Raw genomic sequence first — 20,562 nt, forward strand, 5'->3', positions numbered from 1 at the left:
AAAACGATTATTGATATAAACGTATTTGTACTTTCGTGTCTGGGTTTGGATGCGATTTTTTTGTGTCCAACCAAAATAAAAACGGAGGTAAAGAAATGAGTGAAGCTATTATCGCTAAAAAAGCGGAATTAGTAAATGCCGTTGCTGAGCAAATGAAAGCTGCAACATCTATCGTTGTTGTAGATGCTCGTGGTTTGACAGTTGAACAAGATACAGTTCTTCGTCGTAACTTGCGTGGTGCAGAAGTTGAGTACAAAGTTATCAAAAACTCAATCTTGCGTCGTGCTGCTGAGCAAGCTGGTCTTGAAGGTCTTACAGAATTGTTTGTAGGTCCATCTGCAGTTGCATTCTCAAATGATGCAGTTGCTCCAGCCAAAACAATTTATGATTTCGCAAAAACTGCTGATGCTCTTGAAATCAAGGGTGGTGCTGTAGAAGGTAAAGTTTCTTCTAAAGAAGAAATTGAAGCACTTGCTACATTGCCAAACCGCGAAGGCATGCTTTCTATGTTGCTTTCTGTACTTCAAGCGCCAGTTCGCAACGTTGCATACGCTGTCAAAGCTGTTGCAGAAAAAGAAGACGCTGCTTAATGTGTCAGAGTGTGGCTGCTTAGTGCTACAAACGAATTAAAAAACCTAAATTGGAGGAAAATCACAATGGCATTGAACATTGAAAATATTATTGCTGAAATTAAAGAAGCTACTATCCTTGAGCTTAACGACCTTGTTAAAGCTATCGAAGAGGAATTTGGTGTAACTGCGGCTGCTCCTGTAGCTGTTGCTGCGGTTGGTGGTGCTGCAGAAGAAACTAAAGACTCATTTGACGTAGAATTGACATCTGCTGGCGATAAAAAAGTTGGCGTTATCAAGGTTGTACGTGAAATCACTGGTCTTGGTCTTAAAGAAGCTAAAGAACTTGTTGACGGTGCACCAGCGCTTGTTAAAGAAGGTGTTGCAACAGCTGAAGCTGAAGAAATCAAAGCTAAATTGGAAGAAGCTGGCGCTTCAGTTACTCTTAAATAAGAGTCACATCATAATTAGATTGCGGAAGCCCGATTTACCAGTCTTTTAGAGCTTATAGCGATTTAAAGAAACTGATAATTTGATTTGGTTTCCTGCCAAAAATCCTGCCAAAAAATCTTTGGCAGGATTTTTGTTTTTATATAAATATACTGTGCAGAATTGCTATTCTTCAGCATTTGTATTTGTAGAAATATATTTTTATGTGAGCGAGAACATTTCAATAAGTGTTCTCGCTTTTTTTATTTTCAGGAGGAAAATCATGCAAAAGAATGAACAGTCATCACGACAAATTGTGATGTGTCATCTCATGGCTATCATGAGAATTGACATCGAGAAAGCAAAGAGGATTGTTATTGAAATGGAAGAGTCAGGGCTAATTCAATTTGATGAGTTAGGAAATATCGGTTTATTAGTGTTGGAGGGACAATCATGAAACGTATTACCGCAAATCACTATTAAACGTCAGAGCGTTACTATAAGCTCCCAAAACTCTTGTTTGAGAGTGATCGCTATAAGGACATGAAACTTGAGGTTAAGGTTGCTTATGCTGTTCTAAAAGACCGTTTAGAGTTGTCCTTGAGTAAAGGTTGGATAGATGAAGATGGGGCTATTTATCTGGTATATTCCAACTCCAAACTCATGGCACTACTTGGCTGTTCCAAGTCTAAGTTGTTGGCTATTAAGAAAACGTTGCGAGAGTATGGCTTAATAGATGAAGTCCAACAATCTTCCAGTGAAAAAGGACGAATGGCCAATAAGATTTACTTGGGGGAGTTGGAACATGAACCTACCCCAGTCTCAAATTCAAACGGGGGTAGTGCTCAAAAAACACTAGGGGGGTGTCAAAATCAGCCGGGGCAGGTCTTAAATTCAGCCACTAGTGAGACTGAAGTTAGTGAGACTGATATGAGTGAAACTAAAGAGAGTGAGTCAGTCATTGAGGACGAGGAGGAGAAAGTAAGTCAAACAAGTAAGAAAAATGACAATGACTATTTTCAACGTAAAGTAGACCGAGTCACAAGATACGATAGAGATTACATTTGGGGCTTGGTGCATGACCAGTTGAGACAAGTTGGTCTATCACGAGCCGCTAGTGATTATGCCATGCTTTATTTTGATCATCGGTATCAGTACGCTTTAGAGAATATGAGGTTTGCGGACAGAACAGAAACGATAGCGGAGTATGTCTTTAATGGCGTCTTATCCGAATGGACCAAGGTCCAACGCTTAAAAGAACTAAAAGGGGGTGAGTAAGATGTTTTGGTGGATATTATTAGGTATTTGGGAATTAGGAATGATTTGGTTCATTTTTGAACTTATCACTGCCCCAGAAATGGAAGATCATTGTTAAGAAAGGACGTTACGCAAGAAGTAAGGTCCTTTTAGTTTTGTCAGAAAGGAATGAGAGACATGAAGTTTTTAGATTTGTTTGCAGGAATTGGAGGCTTTCGACTGGGATTAACCCGTCAGGGCCATGAGTGTATTGGCTTTTGTGAGATTGACAAGTTTGCGAGGAAATCTTACAAGGCCATCTATGAGACCAAAGGAGAAATAGAATTTCATGATATTAGACAAGTCACAGATCAGGACTTTAGACAACTTAGAGGGCAAGTGGACATCATCTGTGGGGGATTCCCTTGTCAGGCATTTTCACTCGCAGGCAGACGATTGGGATTTGAGGATACTAGGGGAACTTTGTTCTTCGAGATTGCTCGAGCGGCCAAACAGATCCAACCACGTTTTTTATTCCTCGAAAATGTCAAGGGCTTACTCAGTCACGACAAGGGAGAGACATTTCGAACAATCCTCGCCACATTGGATGAGTTGGGGTATGATGTTGAATGGCAGGTGCTTAACAGTAAAGATTTCCACGTGCCGCAAAACCGGGAAAGAATTTTTATTATCGGACATTCTAGAAGATACTGTCCCCGATTCCTATTTCCTCTCAGAGGAGAAAACAGCTCAGCTGGTCTTGAACGATTAGGCAATGTTAATCTGTCAGGCAAAGGGATGAATGGAGAAGTCTATTTATCACGTGGGCTAGCACCAACCTTAACCAGAGGAAAAGGTGAGGGAACTAAAATTGCCATTCCTGTTTTAACTCCTGATAGGCTAGAAAAACGCCAACATGGGAGACGCTTTAAAGGGAACGATGATCCGATGTTTACTTTAACTAGCCAAGATCGGCATGGTGTAGTTGTCGCAGGAACTTTACCAACTTCTTTTATCCAAACTGGACGAGTCTATGACCTTTCAGGGCTTTCTCCAACGTTGACAACCATGCAAGGAGGGGATAAAGTTCCTAAGATTCTCTGTCGTGAAGAAGCGCCACATTTGAAAATTAGGGAAGCGACCAAACTAGGCTATGCCAAGGCAATAGTGGGAGATTCTGTCAACCTTGCTTACCCAGAGTCTACCAAACGCAGAGGACGAGTGGGAAAGGGGATTTCAAATACCTTAACCACTTCTGACAATATGGGAGTGGTTGTTGCTGCTTTGGAGTACCGTAAGGACAAGTGGTATGAAGTGACTGGAATAATCCTAGATGGAAAACTGTATCGTTTGAGAATCAGACGCCTAACCCCAAGAGAGTGTTTTAGGTTACAAGGATTTCCTGACTGGGCTTTTGAGAGGGCAGAAAGTGTTTCAAGTAAAAGTCAGTTGTATAAACAAGCAGGCAATAGCGTGACCGTCACTGTTATCGAGGCCATTGCTAGAGAATTTAGAAAGATTGAAGAGGAAGAAAACCATGAAATTATTACATAGTAAAAGTATTAGGAACTGCACGGATCTAGAAGAAGCCATACATCAAGCAGAAGTAGAGAGATTTTCGGAAATGATTGCTTCTTTACCCAATTATGATTGTGACATTGATGTCACTTTTGAAGATGACTACCACAAAGAAATGAATTATCCGTTAGCTTATGAGTCCAACTTACATCGTATTTTTGAATTTATCGAAACCCAAGACATCAAAAATGGTGTTGATACTTATCTAACGGATGAGAACAATCTCGCCTTTAGGGCATTTGGTCAACATTATATGGCAAATGGAAAAGATGGTTTATTGACTACACTGATTACAGTAAAGAGTTTTGGTGAAGGCAGATCACCTATTGATATGAGTAAGGTGTTTCCCCCACTAACTCAAGCATTAGAGAAGGAGCTATCTGTGTAGGAGGAAGCGATGTTAGAAATCTATTTAAGTCGAAATAACAGTCGGAATCAGAAACTCCTGTCTTTTTGTGACTCGCATGGTATTTCCTACTCCAGTAAAGAAGTGAGTCATCTATCACGTGAGGAATTACTGAGGTTGTTTACCAAAAGCAGTGATTGTTTTACGCTCTTATCCCCTTCGCTACTACGATTTAAAGGTCATAGAGAGATGAAATTGAGTGAGTTAGTGACGTTAGTTCTACGGAAACCTGACCAGAATCTTCGTCTCCCAATTGTGGTTTGTGAGGATAACGTGTATCCCGATATGAGTTTAGAAGAAGCGAGAACCTTTCTTCCGAGAAGTCAAAAAGTGGTTTCCTTTCGTGAACATCTTTTTAAGGACATGACGACATAAGGAGGAGCTATGAACGAACGCTTTTGGGAAAATTTGGAAATTATCGTTATGGAAAAAGGACTGTCATGGGCTGACCTTGCTCGACAGATGTTTAAGGGGCAATACGTTTATCCCAGTGAATTTAAGCGCCTCTACCAAACCTTTCGTCACTACAAATCTCATCGCCTGATGCCACAAGTGAAATGGGTGGAGAAAATAGTGAGTGTTTTAGAGATTGACTATGAAGATTTGTTTAGGAGGTAGAGATGAAACGTTTAGTAGTCATGTACGGAGTCATTCATGTCAATGTACTCCTAGTGAGTTTGTACCTAGTTGGTTGGCTAAATGGGGCATGGTTACCTGTTTTACAAGTGACGTTTCTAGCCCTGCTATTGTGGAGCTGGAAAAGGTACCAGATACCTAAAAGAAACCTATCCTTTAAGGAGAGAGGGCTTTGGGTGTGTGGTAGTCTAGGTGTCATGGTAAGTATTGCTCTTATTATGAGTGCTCTATTTTCAGGAAGCGAACCAAACCAAGAAACGTTAGTGACTGTTCAAGACCAGATTCCTGTTCTGTCCTTTATTCTTTTTCTCCTTAATGCCAGTGTTGTGGAAGAAGTCTTTTATAGAGAGGTGTTGTGGGGAGTCTTGTCTCAACCAATGAATCAAGTCGTGTTAACGAGTTTCCTCTTTGCCTTAGCCCACCACCCCTCTAGTTTATTCACTTGGGTGCTTTATGGGAGTTTAGGTCTCACACTTGGTGTGGTGAGAGGGCAAACAGACTGCTTGACGTCCACGCTTATTCACCTGTCTTGGAATGGAATCGTCTTTTTCCTATCTTTATTGTGATACCAAAATCAAGGGTGCTTTCGTATCATGAAAGCACCCTATTGTTTTGATGGGGAATCATATAAAGGAGGAAATGATGTCATCCGAACAACAGGAACGCCAAGTGATTCAATATGCAGAACGGAGTGCTATGTTTACGGTGAAGGTCCTTCTCAAACTCTTAGAGTGGTCAGCAAGACACGCCCTAGCACAAGACTCGGCTTATAAAGTTGGGGTTCAAAAGTTAGAAGAACTCCTTCAAAGTCCATATGCCATTGAGTCGCTGAATATCTCAAAAGACATTTTGGATAAACCAGTTGATGTGGAGAAATTCAAGGAATTGGTGGAATCAGAAAACCTTCCTATTGCCATTAGTTGGCAAGGAGATTACCTTCATTTCTATGCTAAGGATAAGTCGCTCTTAGACAAGCACTTAGATGAGTTGCTTCAGAAGTTGATTTCCAATCCAGAAAAACTGAAAGGGCTAACTATGGATAAAACCCTTGATGAGGAAATCGCACAAGCCAAGGAACAGATTGTGATGTCAGAACCCTCTGCTGTGAAAACAAAGGAGGTCATTCTCTAATGGTCTCAGGGAAAAAAGCCTTTATTTTTGGCGTATTAGGACTTGCTCTTGGCTATTTCTGCCATCGGCTAGTCTTGCTTTACGATAGCCTACCTAATCAACCGCCCTTGGAACGCCTTGCCTATCTCTTAGGCGAAGGACAGAATCAGGTCTTAAATCCCTTGTGGAATGGTCATTTTACTGGTAGATCGGTTTTAGGCTTTTGCTTTGGGCTTGTGACGATGGGCCTAGTCTATCTTTATGTTTCAACTGGTCAAAAGGTTTACCGAGAGGGGGCTGAATATGGCTCTGCTCGGTTTGGAAATAGCCGTGAGCGTAAAGCCTTTCTCAGTAAAAATCCCTTTAATGACACTATTTTGTCACGAAACGTTAGGCTAACCCTGTTAGAAAAGAAAGCCCCACAGTTTGACCGAAACAAGAACCTTGTGGTCATTGGTGGATCAGGGGCAGGGAAGACCTTTCGGTTTGTCAAACCCAATCTGATTCAGCTTAACTGTTCCAATATTGTCGTTGACCCTAAGGATCACTTAGCTGAAAAGACAGGGAAGCTCTTTTTAGAGAATGGCTATCAGGTCAAGGTCTTAGACCTCGTAAACATGACAAACTCAGATGGCTTTAATCCTTTTCGTTATGTGGAAACGGAGAATGATTTGAACCGTATGCTTACGGTCTATTTCAATAATACCAAAGGCAATGGCAGTCGCAGTGATCCCTTTTGGGATGAGGCGTCCATGACCTTAGTCCGTGCTATTTCCTCTTACTTGGTGGATTTTTACAATCCTCCAGGCAGTACCAAAGAAGAAGCAGACAGTCGTCGTAAGCGAGGGCGTTACCCCTCTTTTTCTGAAATTGGAAAACTCATCAAGCTCTTATCCAAAGGAGAAAATCAAGATAAGAGTGTCTTAGAAGTGATGTTTGAGACCTATGCCAAAACATATGGGACAGAAAACTTCACCATGCGTAACTGGGCAGACTTCCAAAACTACAAGGATAAGACCTTGGATTCAGTAATTGCCGTAACAACGGCTAAGTTTGCCCTCTTTAATATCCAATCTGTCATTGATTTAACCAAACGTGACACCTTGGACTTAAAAACATGGGGAACGCAGAAAACCATGGTTTATCTCGTTATTCCAGATAATGACGCCACCTTTCGCTTTCTCTCAGCCCTTTTTTTCTCCACCGTCTTTTCAACCTTAACGAGACAAGCTGATGTGGACTTCAAGGGGCAATTGCCTATTCATGTCAGAAGTTATCTAGATGAATTTGCCAATGTCGGCGAAATTCCAGACTTTTCGGAACAAACCTCAACAGTTCGCTCACGGAACATGGGTCTCGTACCCATTCTTCAAAACATTGCCCAACTTCAAGGGCTCTATAAGGAGAAGGAGGCTTGGAAAACCATTCTAGGAAACTGTGATAGCTTGCTTTATCTTGGAGGCAATGATGAAGAGACCTTCAAGTTCATGAGTGGTCTCTTAGGCAAACAAACCATTGATGTGAGAAGTACCAGTCGGTCGTATGGCCAAACAGGGTCTGGGTCAACGTCTCATCAAAAAATCGCAAGGGATCTCATGACCCCTGATGAAGTCGGAAACATGAAACGTGATGAATGCTTGGTGAGAATTGCAGGGGTTCCAGTCTTTAAGGAAAAAAAGTATTTCCCCTTGAAACATAAGAACTGGCAATACTTAGCGGATAAGGAGTCAGATGAACGTTGGTGGCATTACCACATTGACCCACTAGAAACAGAGGAAGTTCTGTTTGAACCCTCTGACCATAAGGTTAGGGATTTAAGCACAGAAAGCACACTACACTAATAGAAAAGAGGAATCGTATGAACCAAAAATTTACAGGCTTTGTTTATGGCGTGGACGCTAGTTCCATGTTTGCCCAAGCCATGGCGCTCTTACAAAAAGGAATGGTTGCGACAGGAGCCTTTCTTGTCGTCATGGGCATTATTAACCTATCAACCAATATCAAAGATGGTGGACCTGGTGTCCGCAATGCCATCTTAGAAATTGTGGGTGGTGTTATGGTAGGTGCCGCTGGTGCCTTTATCACCCAAATTACCATTTAGGAGGGCTAAGTATGACATGATAAACACATTACCTTCAGCTTTTGTCTTTCTAGCCTCGGAGAAGATTTCAAGCGATAGCCTTTTTGAAGGCTTTAACGTTGACTTAGAATCGACGGCCAACTTGGTCAAATCCCTTGCGGATTATAACCCAACCGTGTGGTCTTATATGTCAGCTATCACAAAAGGAGTGATGCAACCCTTGGGAGTGGCTATTTTAGCCGTTGTTTTAGTCCTTGAGTTTTCTAAGATGGCTAAGAAAATCGCCAACTCAGGTGGTGCCATGACCTTTGAAGCTATTGCTCCTATGATTGTCTCTTATATCATGGTGGCTGTGGTCATTACAAACACCACTGTTATTGTAGAAGCTATCTTAGCTGTTGCTTCTCACATCATTGAAGGCGTAGCTGGTGTCGTTTCTCATGGGGGAACGACTTATGAGACCATTTCAGGACTTAAAGGGTCAGGAATTATTGGAAAACTGATTGTTGTCTTCTTTGCCATTCTGATATGGTTGGTCCGTTTGGTGAGTGTGATGGTGGTGAATCTCCTCATTACGATTCGCTTTATCCAACTTTACCTCATGATTCCATTTGCGCCTCTAACGATTCCGACCTTCCTCAGTGATGATTGGCGAAGTGTTGGGATTGGCTACCTGAAAAACATCATGGTCTATGCTCTTCAAGGGGTCTTAATTTTCTTAATTATTTCCCTTGTTCCCCTCTTTGAATCTGCTGGGAAATTGGCTCTCTCAAATGGTGCGGGAATGATGGAGACGCTAGCAACTGCCTTTGGTGGTTTAGTTCAGGCTATTTTATTGATTATTGCCTTGGTGGGCAGTCAACGGACTGCCAGAAGTATCCTAGGCATGTAAGGAGGATTGGGAAGGACGTTCCTCCCAATCTTTTTTCATATTCATCTTAGATTGGAGTCTTATGAATACACGTGTTTTTAAGGACATTACAAAAGTTCAACACAGGGCTTGGCTGGGCTTTACCACACGACAAGTTATTTTTGTCTTACCAGCCGTTGCTATTACCATCCTGATTTTAGGGTTAAACCTCTTTTATTGGCAATTTGGGGATTGGTTTGTCTATGGTCTTATCTTTACCTTTACTATTCCCCTCATGTTATTTGGGGTTTATCGCCCTAATGACTTACCATTTGAAACGTATCTTAATTACCGATGGCATTACGAAATGACCATACCAGACCGTATACTAACTGGACAGAAAGGAATACAACGTGAAAAAAACAAATCGCTCAATGAAACCAAAGACCTCTTCTAAGCACAAGAAGACACGTAAACCAAAAGAAGAAGTGCTACCAACAACTGTTAATACGCTTCTTTACCAAGGCCTTTTTTCTAATGGTCTCATGCAAGTCATCCCAGGTTATTTTTCCCAGTCCTATCTTCTAGGGGATGTCAATTACCAAACGGTTGGTTTGGAGGATAAGGGAGCTATTATGGAAACCTATTCAGACTTGATTAACAGTTTGGATGACAAGACCAATTTCCAACTCACTATTTTTAACCAGAGGGTCAACTTGGATAAATTTAGAAAGGGTGTCTTTTACCCCTTACATGAGGATGGCTACGATACCTATCGTGAAGAACTCAATCGTATCATGGAAAATAACCTTGAAGCTGGTGAAAATAACTTTTCAGCGGTTAAGCTCATTTCTTTTGGGAAGTCAGACCAAAATCCGAAACTCGCCTATCGCTCCCTGTCTCAAATTGGGGAATACTTCAAGAGTGGTTTTTCTGAAATTGATGCGAACTTTACTCTCCTCAGTGGAGAAAGCCGTGTGAACCACTTGGCTGATATGTTGCGTGGGGAAAATCATTTGCCCTTTACTTATCAAGATCTGGTGCGTTCAGGACAAACGACAAAGCATTTTATTGCCCCAACCAGTCTGTCCTTTAAGCACAAAAATCATATTGAAATGGATGATAAACTGCTTCAGATTGTCTATGTTCGTGACTATGGGATGGAGTTGGGGGATAAGTTCTTACGAGAACTCATGCAGTCGGACTTGGAAGTGATGATTAGTCTTCATGCTAAAGGGTCAGCCAAGTCAGAAGCCATGACCAAGCTCCGCACCAAGAAGACTTTGATGGAATCGCAAAAAATAGGGGAACAACAAAAGATGGCACAATCTGGCGTTTATCTTGAAAAGGTTAGTCAAGTCTTAGAAAGTAATATTGATGAAGCCGATGAGTTGATTAAAACCATGACCCAAACAGGAGACAAGCTCTTTGACACCCTTTTTCTGATTGGAGTCTTTGCGGATAACGAAGACCAATTGAAGCACTCCCTTGATATTATCAAACAAGTGGCAGGTTCTAATGACCTTGTGATTGATAATCTGACCTATATGCAGGAAGCTGCCTTTAATAGCCTGTTGCCTTTTGGGAAGAACTACCTTGAGGGGGTGTCACGGTCTCTTTTGACCTCAAACATTGCCGTGAATTCCCCCTGGACATCTGTAGACCTTCAAGATAAGGGAGGGAAATTCTATGGGATAAACCAGATTTCAAGTAATATAATCACCATTGACCGTGGGAAACTCAATACCCCATCAGGATTGATTCTAGGAACTTCAGGTGCAGGTAAGGGGATGGCGACTAAGCATGAAATCATCTCAACCAAGTTAAAAGAAGAAGAGAGTGATACCGAAATCATCATTGTAGACCCTGAAAATGAGTACAGTATCATTGGTCAAGCCTTTGGTGGGGAAAGCATTGATATTGCGCCTGACTCTACTACATTTTTAAACGTTTTAGACTTATCCGATGACAATATGGATGAAGACCCTATTAAGGTCAAATCTGAATTTCTTCTCTCTTGGATTGGGAAACTCTTAGACCGGAAAATGGACGGTCGAGAAAAGTCCCTAATTGACCGTGTAACACGGTTAACCTATAAGCATTTTGAGACACCATCTCTCGTGGAATGGGTCTTTGTTCTCTCTAAACAGCCTGAACAAGAAGCCAAGGACTTAGCCCTTGATATGGAGCTTTATGTGGAAGGCTCACTCGATATTTTCTCACATCGTACTAATATTAAAACTGACAGCCATTTCCTCATTTACAATGTTAAAAAGTTAGGGGATGAGTTGAAGCAGATTGCCCTCATGGTCATCTTTGACCAGATTTGGAATCGTGTGGTTAAAAACCAAAAACTTGGCAAGAAGACCTGGATTTACTTTGATGAAATGCAGCTTCTGTTGTTGGATAAGTACGCTTCTGATTTCTTCTTCAAGCTCTGGAGTCGTGTCCGTAAGTATGGGGCCATTCAACAGGCATTACCCAGAACGTGGAAACTCTTTTATTAGATGCCAATGGCAGACGCATTATCGCTAATAGCGAGTTCATGATACTTCTAAAACAAGCTAAGAGTGACCGAGAAGAGTTGGTACACCTCTTAGGGTTATCTAAAGAGCTTGAGAAATATTTGGTTAACCCAGAAAAGGGATCTGGATTGATTAAGGCAGGCTCAACGGTTGTTCCCTTTAGGAATAAAATCCCACTTCAAACCCAACTCTTTGACATCATGAGTACCGATCCAGAAAAGATGAGGGGTGAATCATGACAAGAGAGCAACAGAAGGTCAAGGTTGCCCGTAAAACCTTTCAGAGTAGTTTAAAGGCTAGTCGTATCCATTACCGTAGGGAGAAGAAGGGGTTAAAACGCTCACTTCCTAAACGACGCTTTATCATGCGCCGAGCTGAGAAAGCTGAAACAAGGGAACAACGTCAGACACTGAAGCAAAACTATCAGGAGGAAAAAGACCTAGCGACAGATACCTTTAAGGAAGCGATTGCCTATGTGTCACCCAGATGGCTAAAGCGTAAGGAAATTAAGAAGTATCGGCTTCCTCAAGCCAGACAGCGTCTAGCAGTTGCCAGAAAACACTTGGCTGAAGTCAAGATAGCAGAAAAAGAGGAGGAAGCTACTTCTAAGTTTACTTATCAGAAAGAGTCAAGAGAACCGAAAACATCACGTTTTCATTTTCAGAAAGAGAAATCTCTTGACCGCCTTCAGGCAGAAAAAGAGGTTAAATCAGCTAAACGTGACGTGAAGCAACTGAAAAGAGCCCATCAGGCCAAGAAACCCTCAACCAAGGTCAAACGAGGGCTACGCTATGTTGCTTCGGAATCACTGGATGTCGTTGCTCAAGATGATGACTTAGAGGGTATTCGAACTGTCAAGGATTTGAGCATTAAAAGCAGACGTTACGGAAGATTTACTTATCAGTCAGGAAAACTGCTGGTGAATAGTGGACAGACTGGTGTGCGTTTCACAAAGGCAAAAATCTCCCATGGCAATGAACGGTACCAGAACTTCAAAAAGGGGAAAGGCTTTACTCGTGAGAAGTCTCTAAAGCCCAAAAGACACTACCACACCTTCCTCAAACAAGCTAGGAAAAACAGTGTGTCAGGACTAAAGGGGCTTGTTCAAGCGATTAAGAGTAGCTTGACCTTCTTTTCAACGATTGTTTTCAATCCCATGACTTGGGTGGTGTCAGGTCTTCTGATGATGAGTTTTGTCATAGGAATTTCAGGAATCACTCTCATTCAACAGGACGAGAGTGAACTGACCAAAGCCTATACGCACATGACGTGGGAAGATGCGGAAAATACTAGAACTAACGCCACTGGTATTACCTACTACACGAAGATCGATGAGGTCATGGCCTTTATGAACCTTAAGTATCAGGACTATGCTTTAGAAGAAGTCATGGAAGAGGGGAATGAGACCTATCAAGCCTATCTCAGTCAGCTTTGGCAGGACTTAAACGGTGGAGAGTCTTTGAAAGCCATACTTGAGTTGACCAAAGAGCCTACCTACAAACTCTCTGATGACGATAGGGAAGATTTAAAGGAATTAAGTGAAGAAGGCACCTATCTTGCCCTCCAAGAATTAGATAACCCCTTTCAAGGTCAGACTGAAAATGATACGCTTACCATGACGGTTCGCTATGGCTATGAGGTGATTGATGAGAAGCCAACGCTTCATCACCATATCATTCTAGAAGCTAAAGAAAATCAAGTGATTGTAGCTCCCATGGATGGTAAGGTTTCCCTAGATGGAGAGAATATTCTGACGTCAGGTAAGGGACTAAATAAGTCTCAACTGACCTTGTTTAATGTCCATATAGGTCGAGTGACAGACGGTCAGAAAGTTCAAGCAGGAGAGGTGATTGGTCAAACTAAGGATGGAGCTGGTCTTAAAGTGACCTATCAAAAGGTTGACGATGATTCAGAGAAACTGGTTTACGTCAATCCGGCCTTTTACTTTCCTAAGGTCATTCAACTGCAAACGACCATTCTCCCTACTATCGGTCAATTTGGTGGGGATGAGTTTGCGAGAGCTAAAGCCATCTATGAGTATTTGAAGAATCAAGGGGCAACCAATCAAGCGATTGCGGCTATTTTAGGGAACTGGTCGGTAGAATCGTCCATCAACCCGAAACGAGCAGAAGGCGACTATTTGTCTCCTCCTGTTGGAGCGAGTGCTAACTCTTGGGATGATGAGGGGTGGCTATCCCTTAATGGTCCAGCTATCTATAATGGACGATACCCCAATATCCTAAGACGTGGCTTGGGCTTAGGGCAATGGACAAATACGGCAGATGGGTCACGTAGACACACCTTATTATTAGCATATGCCAAACAAAAGAATCAAAAGTGGTATGACTTAGGTCTACAACTGGATTTTATGCTTAATGGGGATAATCCTTACTATACCAACTGGTTAAAAGACTTTTTCAAAAATTCAGGAAGTCCAGCCAGCCTCGCTCAACTCTTTCTCATCTACTGGGAGGGAAATAGTGGAGATAAACTCTTAGAGCGACAAACCAGAGCCACCGAGTGGTATTACCAAATCGAAAAGGGCTTTAGCCAACCCAATGGTGGAACTGCTCAAAGTGATCCAAAAGCTTTGGAGGCTGTTAGAGGAGACCTTTATGACAATTCTATTCCAGGTGGTGGTGATGGTATGGGCTATGCCTATGGGCAATGTACGTGGGGAGTAGCCGCCCGTATCAACCAACTGGGATTGAAACTCAAAGGTCAAAATGGCGAGAAAATTCCAATCATTAGTACCATGGGCAATGGTCAAGACTGGGTAGCCACAGCAGCACGCCTTGGTGGGGAAACAGGTAAGCTCCCAAAAGCAGGAGCGATTATCTCTTTTGCAGGAGGTGCTCATGGAACACCTGCCGCTTACGGTCACGTGTCGTTTGTCGAGAAGGTTTACCCAGATGGATCTTTCCTTGTTTCAGAAACCAACTACAATGGCAATCCTAACTATACTTTCCGTAAATTATCAGGAGTGGATAGCACGATTAGCTTTACCTATACGACGAAATAAAGTAAATTTTTTGGAGGATACATTTTTAGACATTTTTAGATAAATCTTTATATGACGTTTTAATTGACATTAGGAAGTAGTTAGGTTATACTATAAGTGTAGATAACAAGAGTATTTACTAAGCGTTAAGCATTATTGGTCGGTTGGTTTGACTGGTAGTGTTTGCTTTAGTAGGGTTGTGTGTGAACACCTCGAGCCAACAATGAAAACACTCGATGAAAGGATTCGTATGAATCCTTTTTTCGTAGAAAGACTAATATGAATGGTGATTTATTAAAATTAGCAGCAAAAAATTTTGAACCTTTATTAAATAAGAAAATTACAATTGAACTTGGTAGAAAAGGACAGAAAACGGTTTTAGATATTCTGTTTTCAAAAGACCATTTTTTTCACTTAGCTGGACTTCATAAACTAAACGATATACATTTTAGCCATAAAAAATCTTCTCTAGTTTTTGATGATATTTTAGACGGTCGGATTAACTCTGACTTATTAGAATCTTCGTTGTACTATGATAAAAAAGGGGTTAGGTCACGTTTAGAAATTTTGTCGTATTTATATGCTGGCTTTACAAAGCCTAATCTTGTCGTTAGAAAAGCAAAGAATTTCCCCATCAGAGGTAGTAAATTAAGATGGAGTTATTTGGTGGAATTTTACATTGATGACATCCGTCTAGGTGGGTTTTTTATTGATAACTATCGAAGTGGTCATTCTAATGAATTTATTGGTGTCAGTATTTTTGAAAAATCTCAAAAAGATTATACTGTGAACCAAACGAAGTTTACAATACTTTCAATCTATGAAACTGATACTGTATCAGGAAATATAGAGGTGCTTTTCACTAGAATGTAGTTCTCCTAACATCTAGGTTGACAAAGTAGGGAAAAGGTTATATCATTTGGTTATCGAATTGGGGCGTGTTAGTCACGTCTGGGAGGGTCTGATGCGTCAGTCCTCCCATTTTTATTTATAAGCAATTTTCAGAGGTTATTGGTAGTGCTACAGATAGCTTTTTTTCTTTGTCCGTTTTTTGATGTGATACCAAAATCAAGCCGTCTTTTTTATGATGGGGAGAGAGTGACAGATTGTTGCTACTTATCAAAAGAAAAGAAGGACTTTTTTATGACCAAGCAATGTCATTATCACTTTTTAGTCAATCAGGAAAAAGCAGAAAAGTATGTCTTCCGTAAAAGCAAGAAGTACCGAACCCTGTGTTCGGTAGCTCTTGGAAGTATGGTGACGGCTGTTGTCGCTTGGGGTGGCCAAGTAGCACAAGCTGACTAAGTTGTAACACTTTCGCTAGATAATACCGTTCAGAGATTCTACAATTGTGATTATGAACTAGCATAAGTCTGCTATTTAAAGTTACACTTAAGAACAAAAATGACTATTTTAAGAACAAGCTACCTTTTGATATAGTTTTTGTTGTAGAATATCTTCAATGAAAATAATTCAAGGCTGGAAGACACGTATGAGTTTAATAAATCCTATTCCAGATACTAACTGGTTAAAGAATAATAAAGATAATTTAAGGATTTCGGATGAAGCCTATCTTGAATTAGTACAAATTTATGATTTAATAGACTCCATAGATTGGGAGTATTCAAGAATAAATGATGACGCAACTTTGATAGATAAAATAAATCAATTTGCGACTAATAGAAAAAAAACAACTGTATCCGTAGTATATATTGTAAAAAATGAAGAGAACTTTATTTTAAAAAGTTTAGCAAGTATTATTGATTTTGCTGATGAAATTATTATTGTTGATACAGGTTCTACTGATGGTACTTTAGAATGTATAACTGAGTTATCACGTGAAAAATTTTTTTGTACACATTTGAATGGTGTGATGATTTTCAAAGGCTAGAAATTATGCTAATTCACATGCTTCATGTGATTGGATATTAGTTTTGGATGCTGATGAGGTTGTTGATGATTTCAAAATTTAAAGTTACTTTGTCATATTTTAAATTATTTGATAGTTTAAGTGATACTGTATTTAATTTTAATATAATTCGAGGAGTGATTATTATAAAACAGGAAAGTTAATTAGTAACAGGGCATTTCAATATAGAGGTAGAGTACACGAATCCTTCTATTCAATAAATAACAAAGATATATTATGCTAATCTAAAATTAATGTTTATGGACAAAAAAGAAAATAAAGAGAAGGCAAGCTATTATAATGAGCATTATTAAAGACGATGCTAGATTACCCTACAGATAGTAGGTGGTGTTATTACTATTTTAGAGATAATTATAGTCAAATCAATTTGAATCAGATGTTTGAATATAGTTGTAAATCAATATTTAAAAGAAATATTGTATCTGAAAATAATTTCATTTCAAATTATTTTTCTGTACATATAATTATGTTTATTTTGTCAAAATGATTGATGAAAATAATTACATTCTTTTGATTGTTATCTAAATCTAAAAAAAAAGTCTCAGGACATTCAGATTTTATTTTTTTAAAATATGCACGTGAATTCAGGTTAATACAAGAGGATATTTTAAATTCTATGAAGAGTTTTTAGAAGAATATAATAAATGTTTATTTTCTGAAAATATATTTCTCCTAATTGTATAAATTCACTCTTGGGATATTATCTATTTTAGGGGATTTTTTGAAGAGAGTGGTTTAATATTTAGAGAACTAAATTTAAATATCAGAGACTATCCTAGTTTCATTAATGAAAATTTAATTAATTACTTTCAAAAACATGATGAATCATATTCTTGTAATGATTTTAAGCGACTGAATCAATTGGAGGAAGATTTATGATAAAAGTAATTTATATAAAAAAGTTTATAAAACAGTTTATATATTGATTTTCAGAATTAGAACAAGAACCCTTATTTAATAATAAATTTCAGGATTGGAGAATGGTTTACTAATTCTGGCAAAGGTGGATTTGCAGTAGTATATTATCTCGGACGATTTTAAAAGTTATATTTTAAAAAAATGTAAAGATTACAGACGAGCAAAGATTAAATTTTTAAAGATTATTTTCCGATTTCACAAATAGTGAAATTGAATTTTGAAATTGAACAAACAATCCACAATTTTAATTTTACATATAATATAAAACTACTTTTATTTATAAACAGTTTATTAGGAGGTAACATCATGACTCAAATGGAAAAATTTAATAAGATTTCTAAAACAGTTCTTAATGAAATAAGAGGAGGTGCATCGGTAAGTGCTAATTGTAAATGGGCGATTGTAACTTGTGCTCATGATACAATTTTAGCTGGCTTAGGTACTTCTGATCCAGGAAGTTCTTGTGCCTATATGAGGCGTGTATGTAAGAAAAATTGATAATAATATAGAGGAGTTTTTTTTGAGTAAGTTTTGCTATATGATTTTTATGGGTGAAAATCTCACCCATTTTTGTGTTTGATCCCTAGTTGTTGCTCCAATATTTTAATTATAGATAGCATATAACTTTATTATGCTTCATTAGTCATTTTATAATATATCAAGGCTAAACACTAATACTAGTAAGGAGTATATTGAGTGAATGAAATTTTCGAAACGTCATTATCGTGCTCAAGTTGATTCAAAAGATTGTGGAGTAGCTGCTTTGGCCATGGTGTTAGAATACTATAATTCACATTATTCTTTAGCAGAACTTAGAGAAATGTTAGGTACAACTGAAAATGGGACTACTGCATTTAGTATAGTTTCTGTGGCAAATGAATTAGGGTTCGATACTGAAGCTATTTATGCAGATATTTCTTTATTTGACATAGAGGATATAAAATTTCCATTTATTGTACATATAAATAAGAATAATAAATTTTATCATTACTATGTTATTATTGGCAGTGATAAAAATATATTTATATTGATCCTGATCCTCTGATAAAATTATCTAAACTAACTAAAGAACAGTTTCTTGCAGAATGGAGGGATAACTATATTATTAAAACCAAACCATGAGTACAAAATTAAAAGAAGAAGACAAGTTTTCCTTCTTTATTTACTTTACTGTTTAATCAAAAGAAATTAATTTTTTAATTATATTATTAACTTTAGCAGTAAACTTTATAAATATAATTGGTTCATACTATTTAAGAGAGTAATTGATTCTATATTCCTAAAGGGGCTGGATTTTCTAATCTAATGTCAATAAGCCTAATTGTTATTTATCTTATGCAACAGGTTTTTGTATTTGGTCAAGGTATTGATAACAGTTCTAAGTCAAATACTTTCAAAAAATATAATGCTGTCATATATTGCTCACCTTTTAAACTTCCTCTATCTTTTTTGCAACAAGAAGAACTGGCGATATTGTCTCTAGATTTTCAGATGTAATATCATAATTGAAGTATTATCTAGTATAATTTTATCTGTAATACTAGATGTGTCAATAGTTACTGGAGTATCAATTGTACTTTTTTTTGCAAAGTAGTTATTATTTTTATTATAATTATTGCGTTTCCAATTTATGCTTTAGTAATTTTTATTCATGAAACCATTTAGACGTAGTAAAACTAGTGTAATGGAAGCAGGAGCTTCACTTTCCTCAGTTCTTATAGAAGATATAAATGGAATAGAGACAATAAAATCTCTTACTAGTGAGGTTGATCGCTATAAAAAAATAAAGACAATTTAGTAATTATTAAAAAAATTACTTTTATAGTAAAGATAGTTGTTTCAAGATGTGTTAAAAAATTTACTCAATTGTTGTTTAATGTATTAATTTTATGGCAAGGTGCTATTTTAGTATTGAAGGAAAAAATATCATTGGGATCTTTGATAACTTTAATACTTTAGAACTTTATTTTCTGAATTCACTGGAGAACATTATTAATTTCACTAATTTCCAATCAGCAAGTGTTTGTATAATAGATTAGAAGAAATCTATTCGGTTCAATCGGAATTTCAGGATAAGTTCTTCATAACAAATTTTAAATTGAATTCTAGTAAGATAGTAATTTCAAATTTAACCTACAAATATGGCTATAACAGCCTCTATTAAAGATATTAATTTAGTTATCGAGGAAGGTTGTAAAATAGCATTTGTTGGTCTTTCTGGTTCAGGAAAACAACTCTAGCAAAAATGTTAGTTAATTTTATGCCTCCTACCATGGAAGTATTGAATTTGGAGGAATTAATATTAATATTGATAAGAAGACTTTGAGACAATTGATTAATTATATACCCAGAAACCTTATATTTTTAACGGTACTATATTAGATAATCTTTTATTAGGTGTTGAAGATGAAATTTCATTTGAAGAGATTAATAAAGCTACTGAGATTGCCGAGATAAAATCTGTTATAGAGAATTTACCGTTTGGATATGAACCGAACTTTCCACTGAACATAGCATTTTGTCAGGAGGTCAACTTCAGAGAGTTGCCATTGCACGTGCATTATTAACCAATCCTTCGGTATTAATCTTAGATGAGTCAACAAGTAATTTGGATAATTTAACGGAAAGAAAAATTATTGATAATTTAATGAGCTTAGATGCAACTGTAATATTTATTGCTCACCGTCTTAATATAACAGAACAGGTTGAAAGGATATTTGTCATAGAAAATGGTATGATAATCGAAAACGGAAATCATGAAGATTTGATATTAAAACAAGGGTTTTATTCTAAAATATTAAAAGGTTAATTTTAAAATTGAGGAGTTAATATGAAAAATAATTTGTTAGATGATTATAGAAATTTTCCCAAAATATCAACGGATAATTTGAAATCTATAAAAGGTGGAGGAGATACTGTCTTTAATAAAGTAAATCATTTCTTTTGTGATTTAATAAACTGTAGAGGAAAGGGGAGAATGAATTGATAAATGGATAACTTTTTATTAATGGAATTCATAGTTTTTCAATTTTTTTAATGGTGTCATATATTCTTCCACTTTTATATATGCGTTAGGGTATATATGAGATATTGTGGCTTATCTATGCTATAATTTATTTTATTTCTGAAATATTAATTATATTTTGAGACTTTGATATTTATACTATATTTTATTGTATTTTGATTTATATTTAAGAATGATAGGCCGACATCATTTTTCTATTCTTCTTATATGTTTAGTTATGATAAATTCTAGATTTTTCAAAGCATTCTAAATAGGTTGCTAAATTTTGA

Annotated in this window: 21 protein-coding genes, 4 pseudogenes and 1 other annotated feature (1 of these 26 running past the window's edge); all 25 genes and pseudogenes read left to right on the forward strand. The window is 37.9% G+C overall.

Annotated elements, in window-relative coordinates; translation table 11 throughout:
• Positions 1-70: a sequence feature (ribosomal protein L10 leader region), on the forward strand; it begins 65 nt to the left of the window's first position.
• A 25-nt stretch (positions 71-95) separates the two neighbouring features.
• The 25 genes and pseudogenes from rplJ to SR187_RS04630 all read left to right on the forward strand — a co-directional run bounded on the left by rplJ (position 96) and on the right by SR187_RS04630 (position 20,254).
• A complete protein-coding gene (gene rplJ, locus SR187_RS04525) occupies positions 96-590 on the forward strand; it encodes a 50S ribosomal protein L10 (protein WP_024532817.1) in 495 nt (164 codons plus the stop codon).
• A 66-nt stretch (positions 591-656) separates the two neighbouring features.
• A complete protein-coding gene (gene rplL, locus SR187_RS04530) occupies positions 657-1,022 on the forward strand; it encodes a 50S ribosomal protein L7/L12 (RefSeq protein ID WP_024532818.1) in 366 nt (121 codons plus the stop codon).
• A gap of 259 nt (positions 1,023-1,281) precedes the next feature.
• Positions 1,282-1,455: a hypothetical protein gene (locus SR187_RS09940; RefSeq protein WP_120172473.1), complete on the forward strand. Its 174-nt coding sequence runs from the start codon at positions 1,282-1,284 to the stop codon at positions 1,453-1,455.
• Positions 1,452-2,276 (forward strand): annotated as a pseudogene (locus tag SR187_RS04540) (replication initiator protein A). Before SR187_RS09940 ends, SR187_RS04540 begins: the two are co-directional and overlap by 4 nt.
• A 156-nt stretch (positions 2,277-2,432) precedes the next feature.
• Positions 2,433-3,788, forward strand: coding sequence for a DNA (cytosine-5-)-methyltransferase (gene dcm, locus SR187_RS04545; RefSeq protein WP_120171647.1), 1,356 nt, complete (start codon positions 2,433-2,435; stop codon positions 3,786-3,788).
• Positions 3,772-4,200 carry a hypothetical protein gene (locus tag SR187_RS04550; RefSeq protein WP_120171648.1) on the forward strand — a complete coding sequence of 143 codons (429 nt, stop codon included), beginning with the start codon at positions 3,772-3,774 and terminating at the stop codon, positions 4,198-4,200. The genes dcm and SR187_RS04550 overlap by 17 nt, the downstream gene beginning before the upstream one ends.
• 9 nt (positions 4,201-4,209) lie before the next feature.
• A complete protein-coding gene (locus tag SR187_RS04555; protein ID WP_120171649.1) occupies positions 4,210-4,593 on the forward strand; it encodes a thioredoxin domain-containing protein in 384 nt (127 codons plus the stop codon).
• Between the two features lie 9 nt (positions 4,594-4,602).
• A complete protein-coding gene (locus SR187_RS04560; RefSeq protein ID WP_120171650.1) occupies positions 4,603-4,836 on the forward strand; it encodes a transcriptional regulator in 234 nt (77 codons plus the stop codon).
• Between the two features lie 2 nt (positions 4,837-4,838).
• Positions 4,839-5,420, forward strand: a complete 582-nt coding sequence (locus tag SR187_RS04565) for a CPBP family intramembrane glutamic endopeptidase (RefSeq protein ID WP_120171651.1) — start codon at positions 4,839-4,841, stop codon at positions 5,418-5,420.
• Between the two features lie 76 nt (positions 5,421-5,496).
• Positions 5,497-5,985 (forward strand): hypothetical protein, encoded by a 489-nt coding sequence (locus tag SR187_RS04570; RefSeq protein WP_120171652.1) that lies wholly within the window; start codon positions 5,497-5,499, stop codon positions 5,983-5,985.
• The gene (locus tag SR187_RS04575) at positions 5,985-7,805 is read left to right on the forward strand and encodes a VirD4-like conjugal transfer protein, CD1115 family (RefSeq protein WP_120171653.1); all 1,821 of its coding nucleotides are present in this window, start codon (positions 5,985-5,987) and stop codon (positions 7,803-7,805) included. Before SR187_RS04570 ends, SR187_RS04575 begins: the two co-directional genes overlap by 1 nt.
• A gap of 17 nt (positions 7,806-7,822) precedes the next feature.
• Positions 7,823-8,065, forward strand: coding sequence for a hypothetical protein (locus SR187_RS04580; protein WP_001072129.1), 243 nt, complete (start codon positions 7,823-7,825; stop codon positions 8,063-8,065).
• A 16-nt stretch (positions 8,066-8,081) separates the two neighbouring features.
• A complete protein-coding gene (locus SR187_RS04585; protein ID WP_120171654.1) occupies positions 8,082-8,936 on the forward strand; it encodes a type IV secretion system protein in 855 nt (284 codons plus the stop codon).
• Positions 8,937-8,997: 61 nt separating this feature from the next.
• Positions 8,998-9,351, forward strand: coding sequence for a PrgI family protein (locus SR187_RS04590; protein ID WP_120171655.1), 354 nt, complete (start codon positions 8,998-9,000; stop codon positions 9,349-9,351).
• Positions 9,308-11,658, forward strand: a pseudogene (locus tag SR187_RS04595) (VirB4-like conjugal transfer ATPase, CD1110 family). The gene SR187_RS04590 and the pseudogene SR187_RS04595 overlap by 44 nt, the downstream one beginning before the upstream one ends.
• Positions 11,655-14,441: a phage tail tip lysozyme gene (locus SR187_RS04600; RefSeq protein ID WP_120171656.1), complete on the forward strand. Its 2,787-nt coding sequence runs from the start codon at positions 11,655-11,657 to the stop codon at positions 14,439-14,441. Before SR187_RS04595 ends, SR187_RS04600 begins: the two are co-directional and overlap by 4 nt.
• Before the next feature lie 258 nt (positions 14,442-14,699).
• Positions 14,700-15,293 (forward strand): PBECR4 domain-containing protein, encoded by a 594-nt coding sequence (locus SR187_RS04605; protein WP_120171657.1) that lies wholly within the window; start codon positions 14,700-14,702, stop codon positions 15,291-15,293.
• A 270-nt stretch (positions 15,294-15,563) separates the two neighbouring features.
• A pseudogene (locus tag SR187_RS04610) lies at positions 15,564-15,722 on the forward strand (putative cross-wall-targeting lipoprotein signal domain-containing proteiin); the annotation flags it as partial.
• Between the two features lie 160 nt (positions 15,723-15,882).
• Positions 15,883-16,311 (forward strand): glycosyltransferase, encoded by a 429-nt coding sequence (locus tag SR187_RS10050; protein ID WP_231996451.1) that lies wholly within the window; start codon positions 15,883-15,885, stop codon positions 16,309-16,311.
• Positions 16,312-16,336: 25 nt separating this feature from the next.
• Positions 16,337-16,393 (forward strand): annotated as a pseudogene (locus SR187_RS10185) (hypothetical protein); the annotation flags it as partial.
• A gap of 1,181 nt (positions 16,394-17,574) precedes the next feature.
• Positions 17,575-17,766 (forward strand): hypothetical protein, encoded by a 192-nt coding sequence (locus tag SR187_RS04620; protein WP_105141509.1) that lies wholly within the window; start codon positions 17,575-17,577, stop codon positions 17,764-17,766.
• 202 nt (positions 17,767-17,968) lie between these two features.
• Complete coding sequence (locus tag SR187_RS10190) at positions 17,969-18,313, forward strand: cysteine peptidase family C39 domain-containing protein (RefSeq protein WP_269460238.1); 345 nt, start codon at positions 17,969-17,971, stop codon at positions 18,311-18,313.
• Between the two features lie 639 nt (positions 18,314-18,952).
• Positions 18,953-19,066 (forward strand): hypothetical protein, encoded by a 114-nt coding sequence (locus SR187_RS10195; protein ID WP_407697564.1) that lies wholly within the window; start codon positions 18,953-18,955, stop codon positions 19,064-19,066.
• 720 nt (positions 19,067-19,786) lie between these two features.
• Complete coding sequence (locus tag SR187_RS10200; RefSeq protein WP_269460240.1) at positions 19,787-20,077, forward strand: ATP-binding cassette domain-containing protein; 291 nt, start codon at positions 19,787-19,789, stop codon at positions 20,075-20,077.
• A gap of 21 nt (positions 20,078-20,098) precedes the next feature.
• A complete protein-coding gene (locus SR187_RS04630) occupies positions 20,099-20,254 on the forward strand; it encodes a bacteriocin-type signal sequence (RefSeq protein WP_120171658.1) in 156 nt (51 codons plus the stop codon).
• Positions 20,255-20,562 lie beyond the last annotated feature (308 nt).

The sequence above is a fragment of the Streptococcus ruminantium genome, assembly GCF_003609975.1.
Classification (GTDB): Bacteria; Bacillota; Bacilli; order Lactobacillales; family Streptococcaceae; genus Streptococcus; species Streptococcus ruminantium.

Excerpts from the sequence above, each read along its gene's own strand:
- rplJ (WP_024532817.1), top strand. The coding sequence starts at position 96 with ATGAGTGAAGCTATTATCGCTAAAAAAGCGGAATTAGTAAATGCCGTT.
- rplL (WP_024532818.1), top strand. The coding sequence starts at position 657 with ATGGCATTGAACATTGAAAATATTATTGCTGAAATTAAAGAAGCTACT.
- SR187_RS09940 (WP_120172473.1), top strand. The coding sequence starts at position 1,282 with ATGCAAAAGAATGAACAGTCATCACGACAAATTGTGATGTGTCATCTC.
- dcm (WP_120171647.1), top strand. The coding sequence starts at position 2,433 with ATGAAGTTTTTAGATTTGTTTGCAGGAATTGGAGGCTTTCGACTGGGA.
- SR187_RS04550 (WP_120171648.1), top strand. The coding sequence starts at position 3,772 with ATGAAATTATTACATAGTAAAAGTATTAGGAACTGCACGGATCTAGAA.
- SR187_RS04555 (WP_120171649.1), top strand. The coding sequence starts at position 4,210 with ATGTTAGAAATCTATTTAAGTCGAAATAACAGTCGGAATCAGAAACTC.
- SR187_RS04560 (WP_120171650.1), top strand. The coding sequence starts at position 4,603 with ATGAACGAACGCTTTTGGGAAAATTTGGAAATTATCGTTATGGAAAAA.
- SR187_RS04565 (WP_120171651.1), top strand. The coding sequence starts at position 4,839 with ATGAAACGTTTAGTAGTCATGTACGGAGTCATTCATGTCAATGTACTC.
- SR187_RS04570 (WP_120171652.1), top strand. The coding sequence starts at position 5,497 with ATGTCATCCGAACAACAGGAACGCCAAGTGATTCAATATGCAGAACGG.
- SR187_RS04575 (WP_120171653.1), top strand. The coding sequence starts at position 5,985 with ATGGTCTCAGGGAAAAAAGCCTTTATTTTTGGCGTATTAGGACTTGCT.
- SR187_RS04580 (WP_001072129.1), top strand. The coding sequence starts at position 7,823 with ATGAACCAAAAATTTACAGGCTTTGTTTATGGCGTGGACGCTAGTTCC.
- SR187_RS04585 (WP_120171654.1), top strand. The coding sequence starts at position 8,082 with ATGATAAACACATTACCTTCAGCTTTTGTCTTTCTAGCCTCGGAGAAG.
- SR187_RS04590 (WP_120171655.1), top strand. The coding sequence starts at position 8,998 with ATGAATACACGTGTTTTTAAGGACATTACAAAAGTTCAACACAGGGCT.
- SR187_RS04600 (WP_120171656.1), top strand. The coding sequence starts at position 11,655 with ATGACAAGAGAGCAACAGAAGGTCAAGGTTGCCCGTAAAACCTTTCAG.
- SR187_RS04605 (WP_120171657.1), top strand. The coding sequence starts at position 14,700 with ATGAATGGTGATTTATTAAAATTAGCAGCAAAAAATTTTGAACCTTTA.
- SR187_RS10050 (WP_231996451.1), top strand. The coding sequence starts at position 15,883 with ATGAAAATAATTCAAGGCTGGAAGACACGTATGAGTTTAATAAATCCT.
- SR187_RS04620 (WP_105141509.1), top strand. The coding sequence starts at position 17,575 with ATGACTCAAATGGAAAAATTTAATAAGATTTCTAAAACAGTTCTTAAT.
- SR187_RS10190 (WP_269460238.1), top strand. The coding sequence starts at position 17,969 with ATGAAATTTTCGAAACGTCATTATCGTGCTCAAGTTGATTCAAAAGAT.
- SR187_RS10195 (WP_407697564.1), top strand. The coding sequence starts at position 18,953 with ATGGAAGCAGGAGCTTCACTTTCCTCAGTTCTTATAGAAGATATAAAT.
- SR187_RS04630 (WP_120171658.1), top strand. The coding sequence starts at position 20,099 with ATGAAAAATAATTTGTTAGATGATTATAGAAATTTTCCCAAAATATCA.